The organism is Corynebacterium sp. HMSC076G08 (assembly GCF_001811515.1).
In the GTDB taxonomy this organism is placed as follows: domain Bacteria; phylum Actinomycetota; class Actinomycetes; order Mycobacteriales; family Mycobacteriaceae; genus Corynebacterium; species Corynebacterium hiratae.
Map to the genome: position 1 here is coordinate 1 of NZ_KV805046.1, position 261 is coordinate 261.

1 protein-coding gene is annotated in these 261 nt (G+C 52.9%); it reads left to right on the top strand.

Annotated elements, in window-relative coordinates:
- On the top strand, positions 1-261 hold a 261-nt coding region (locus HMPREF2806_RS05920; RefSeq protein WP_049156533.1), incomplete at both ends, for a Rib/alpha-like domain-containing protein.

The window sequence follows — 261 nt, forward strand, 5'->3', positions numbered from 1 at the left end:
TGAGACTTATGATCCGAAGGGTCAGGATCAGGAGGTTCCGGTAGGCGGTACTCCGGATCCGAAGAAGAACATCGAGAATGCTGGTGATCTTCCGGAGGATACGAAGTACGAGTACAAGGAGACCCCTGACACCAAGACTCCGGGTGAGAAGAACGTTACTGTTGTGGTGACGTACCCGGATGGTACGACTGATGAGGTCGAGACGACTGTCACGGTTACCGATACTCCGAAGTCTGATGCTGAGACTTATGATCCGAAGGG